Origin of the sequence: Ruminococcus sp. (genome assembly GCF_017650195.1) — a bacterium.
Classification (GTDB): Bacteria; Bacillota; Clostridia; order Oscillospirales; family Ruminococcaceae; genus Ruminococcus.
Genome location: NZ_JAGCFH010000174.1, coordinates 1 through 4,980 on the forward strand (window position 1 = coordinate 1; position 4,980 = coordinate 4,980).

The 4,980-nt window shown below is 38.0% G+C and carries 3 protein-coding genes; all 3 read left to right on the forward strand.

Annotation, left to right across the window (positions count from 1 at the left end; all coding sequences use genetic code 11):
- The first annotated feature begins 446 nt into the window (after positions 1 to 446).
- Positions 447 to 1,256: a hypothetical protein gene (locus tag J6U00_RS08150; protein WP_296580869.1), complete on the forward strand. Its 810-nt coding sequence runs from the start codon at positions 447 to 449 to the stop codon at positions 1,254 to 1,256.
- Positions 1,249 to 2,370 (forward strand): alpha/beta hydrolase, encoded by a 1,122-nt coding sequence (locus tag J6U00_RS08155; protein ID WP_296580871.1) that lies wholly within the window; start codon positions 1,249 to 1,251, stop codon positions 2,368 to 2,370. The genes J6U00_RS08150 and J6U00_RS08155 overlap by 8 nt, the downstream gene beginning before the upstream one ends.
- 293 nt (positions 2,371 to 2,663) lie before the next feature.
- A partial coding sequence (locus J6U00_RS08160) for a dockerin type I domain-containing protein (protein ID WP_296580873.1) occupies positions 2,664 to 4,980 on the forward strand: 2,317 nt, incomplete at its 3' end.

The window sequence follows — 4,980 nt, forward strand, 5'->3', positions numbered from 1 at the left end:
GATTTCTTGCAACTGTCCATATCTCGTCTACTGATTCTTTCAAAACTTCTCTGACAAATTCTTGCCCGAGTCCTCCGGTAGCTCCTGTAATTATCGCAATTGAGGCCATATCTCATATATCCTTTCGTTTTCAGAGTTATAAAACTCTCCCCCTGTTTTACTTATTATATCATACAACCAAGGTGTTTACAATACCATATTTCCGGTTTCACCTTGAAGGAACAGATTTGGGGTAGTCCGTGATACGTATAGTTGTGCCCCACTTCTGTGAGCCGCCCCGTTTTGTCTTGATGAAATAAAAAAAATATGGTATAATGGTATTATGCATAATGAACCTTAAACTTATTGCAGGTCAGGATATAATCTCATAAGTCAGATGACATATTCACAGCAGACGCTGAAGTGAATATTACAATACTAGACACGAAGGAAAAGGATAATAAGAAATGAAAAAAATGGCCATTATCACAACACTCATGATCACAGCAGCACTTACAGGCTGCGGAAAAAGCCAAGAAGGTACTGCAACTGCTAACAAACCCGTAGTTACGACCACTGCAGAAGCAGTTACAACTACTGCAGTAATCCAGACAACAACAGAATCTTCTTCAAAAGACAGTAGTGCTAATAGTAATGAGGAAGAAAACACTGTCGCCACCAGCAATTCTGAAAACATAGGCATAGATCGTGAAACAGCTGTCAGTAACGTAAAAGAACTTGCTGGATCAGGTGCAAATATCGTCAGCGTTACAGAGGGAACAAGTCCTGAGGGTTTTAAGTGCTGGATAGTGGTTGTTGAACCTGTAACGACAGAAAACGGCCCTGAAACGATAACTTACTATTCCGGCTATCAATTCTGCTATCCGGATTACAGGATTCAGACGGACGGTCGGCAGAATCCACTGATGAATTATATCGGCAACTATTCTAATGGCAGAGCTATGATGTATGTATCCTGCATCGGCACAGATCAGGCTTCTATAATAATAACATGGAGCGGCAACGTTGCTGATTCTTCTGTTTGGACGATGAGCGGTAATGTAACAGCAACTAATGATGCAGTTAAAGTGACATACAACAATTGCACAAAGGAATCTGTCAGCTATGCAGGTGATGGTTCAAACATGAGCGATACGATAGAATATACAGACGGCAGTGGTACGATAGAATTCATGGCTGCTGATAATAAGGCTTATTGGTACGATTCACAAGAAAATGCTTCCGGAGGAGTTCCGTTCTCGTATTATAATGAATAAAATACTTAAAATAAAGAAAATACTGATAATAGCAGCAATTATAGCTATTATATTATTCATTCTTATGCTTATTTTGTTTCCGCCAAGCAGAGGAAGAATAACCAATAACAATCATGCAGAAGTCTGTGAAAAAACATTTCTTGATATTAATGGAACAAAGCTTGGAATGATAATAAAGGGCTCAAAAGCAGATAATCCTGTTTTACTGTTTATGGGCGGAGGCCCAGGTATACCTGAATACTGGATGGAGTATGAATATCCAACAGGAATAGATGAGTACTTCACTGTATGCTATTTATGCTACAGAGGAACTGCCCTGTCTTACGATCCTGATCTGCCGCTTGAAACTATTACCTCTGAGCAGATGATATTAGACGCTGCTGAAGTAACAGACTACCTACGAGAACGTTTTGATCAGGATAAGATTTATCTTATCGGACATTCTTTCGGCACAACAATCGCTTTGAATTTGGCTTCGGAATATCCAGAAAAATATGAAGCTTACATAGCTATGGGAATGAGCGTGGATAAAATCAGGTCAGAAAGAAAAGCATATCATTATATGCTTGAACAGTACAAAAAAGAAGGCAATAAAAAAATGATATCTGAAATGGAACAGTATTATGATCTGTTCAGCGATGAAAGCCTTGAACCTGATATGTCATGTGAGAAAATGCACTCATATTTTGCCAAGACTCGTGATAAAGCTATGCACGAAAACGGCGTTGGAACACTTCATAATATGGAATCTGTGATTACAGGGATATTTTTCCCGACTCTTAAAATGACTGATTTCACGCAGAAAGAAAGACTTAACATATGGAAAGGAAAGTCTTTTGTTTCTAAAGCTGAAATTTCATCAGGTAATTTTAAAGCAGTTGATGTTACCAAGCAGCTTGACATTCCGTTTTATGTATTAGCAGGTAAATACGACATGACCACAGATTATGATCTTCAGAAAGAGTATTTCAAGCTTGTTCAGGCTGATATAAAAGGTTTTTACACATTTGAAAACTCAGCACACAGTCCTTTATTTGAGGAGCCTGAAAAAGCAAAGGATATCCTTATCAAAGATGTTATAAATAAGGAAAACGATCTTGCTGACAACTTTTGAGTTTTGAAGAAAACAACCAAAAATAACATCACTACTCAAAACACTAATCTCACAGAAAAAAATATAGAATGAAAGGCAGCCATCGTGCTGCCAATTTCATTTCCGTTATAGTTTATGTATCTGTTCATAGAAAATTTACGAATTCAGCCGCACATTTCAGCAGCATTATGCGTTAAACAATAAAAGCATATTCACTAAAATAAAATATTTTTCTATTGCTTTTATAGGCATATTGATGTATAATTGAAGTAAGCAGTTATATACTGTAAATTTCAAAGATGGCAGGTGACATTATGATGTTAAAGAAGATTGCAGCTGTTGTTATATCAGCTTCAACAGCAATCATTCCTTTTTTCGCAGATAATATGAATTTGAGCGATACTTCAAAGATTTATGCAGAAGAATCAGTGACCGAAAACTCTATCCCTGACTGGATACCCACAAGCTTTGAGGAGGCTTTAGACTTCCGCAATAAATATGGCACAACACACATAGGTTCAGGAAATGAAAGCGATCTGCTTTGTCTTGTTTTTAAAGAGCAATATCGTAGTCAAAAGAGATATGAGGTAAAAAACTCTGGAGCACTTGTAACTGAATTCTACCATGATGTATTTTTTAATGAAGATACTGATGTTGCATATGAAGTTATTGTATATAAAGGCGCATGGAAAACTCCGCCTAATTTCAAAGTCAAATTCAGTCGTGATTCTGTATTAAAGCAGGAATATTCTTTTACAAGTTTCGGAACGCAGGTTGTAGAAACTGATATCTACAGCTGGCTTCCCGACTGTAAAGAGGAATACATGGAGTATGCAAACAAGAATACCTTGACATCTGTTAAAGATAATTATGTTGTGTTTTGCCTTGATACTGATATCGGTACATCACATGACTGGATCTTTAATCGGGAATGTAATTATGATAGTTCTGTAATAACATCTCTGTTCTCATTAGATTGCAGTGAAGAAACAGCTGAACCTCTTGACGGCGGTACAAAACATGAGATTTTGGTATTTCAGGCAAAAAAAGACGGATATGCTACGATAGCGTATGACTATACTGAAAATTATTTTACGCCCAATACCCCTACTGCAATAGAAAAGACATTATCTGCCGATTGTGTGGTTATAAATAACGCACAGAATATTTTGCTTTTTGGAGATATGAGAGTTACCCTTGTTGACAGCGACACGGACGAGATCCTTACAATTCCGGATGGAACAATTCCAAGGATATGGACAGATATAAGCCAAAGCACTCCCGAGGGCGAGATCTACTGTAATATGCAGCCAATCGGTTTTAATAAGAATCCGGCAATTATAGGTTTAGGCAACTTTCTTGACGGGTACAACTTCTCATTCGGCTTAGTTTCTGATTATCTTCCTGTAGGATATTCACTGCCAGAGACAGAGGATAAAAAAGCAGGCTATTATAACGGTACTATCCTCCCTGACAAACATATATCCATAAAAAAATACGATAACGACTCTGCTGACGTTGTGTTCAGACTTAAAAAGAGCAACGCTATCAGTAAGGAATCAACAAAAATCACCTTATACGACAAGGATACAGGTGATCTTATCGATATTCCGAAATGTGATGAAAAGTTTCGCATTATGAAACTAACTGCAAGCGGTAAAACCGAGTATTATGATATCTCATCAAATCCCTGTGTAGTCTATGGAACCAATATATATGATTCTGACAGCTATTATCACATCATATCTGATATCACCGGAGGAGGATATTGCGAACCTGAGTTTGAGGTCAAAAATGAAGGGACCAACAGTGTTGAATTGCAATGCAATCTGAAATGGGTCCCAAATGGAGACGTTAATGAAGACGGCTGTCTCACAGTTTCAGATGCTTTGATAATGCAAAAGTGGCTTCTTTCTGTTTCAGATACCAAACTTCCGAACTGGAAGGCAGTTGATTTCTGCCGTGACAACAAGATAGATGTATTTGACTTTATACTGATGAGGAAAGAGCTTATAAATCAGAATGCTACAGAATATGTAGAACCTGATCATCGCAGCTTCGGCGCTCCGATACGCACTGTCACAGATGGTTTGAAATTATATCTTGGTCCCGATGAGAGCTATGAGCCTGTAGCTATTATTTATAAAGGGGCTGCTCTCTCAGAATTAGGATATCAGGATAATAACGATAAATGGATATTTACTGAATATTGTGATCAATATGGCTGGATTAGAACATTTGAAGACGATGATAAAACTCCTACGATTGTCTATGAAGTATACATGGATAAACCGGTAATCTACCTATATCCCGAGAAAGAGACTGACGTTCATATTGAGTTGGAGCTTACAGAAGCCGAACTCTCCACAACATATCCGAAATATAGTAATGGCTGGGACGTAATAGCTTCTCCTGACGGCTCGCTTCTCAACAAGGCTGACGGTTCACACCATAAATATCTCTTCTGGGACGCTGTAAACTGCCACACAAGATATGATTTCTCAAAGGGATTCTGCGTCGCTGGAAGCGATACTGAAAGATTCCTTAAAGAAAAGCTTACATATATTGGACTGTCCGAAGAAGAAATGAATGAATTTATCGTATACTGGCTGCCGCTAATGGAGCATAACA

Excerpts from the sequence above, each read along its gene's own strand:
- J6U00_RS08150 (WP_296580869.1), top strand. The coding sequence starts at position 447 with ATGAAAAAAATGGCCATTATCACAACACTCATGATCACAGCAGCACTT.
- J6U00_RS08155 (WP_296580871.1), top strand. The coding sequence starts at position 1,249 with ATGAATAAAATACTTAAAATAAAGAAAATACTGATAATAGCAGCAATT.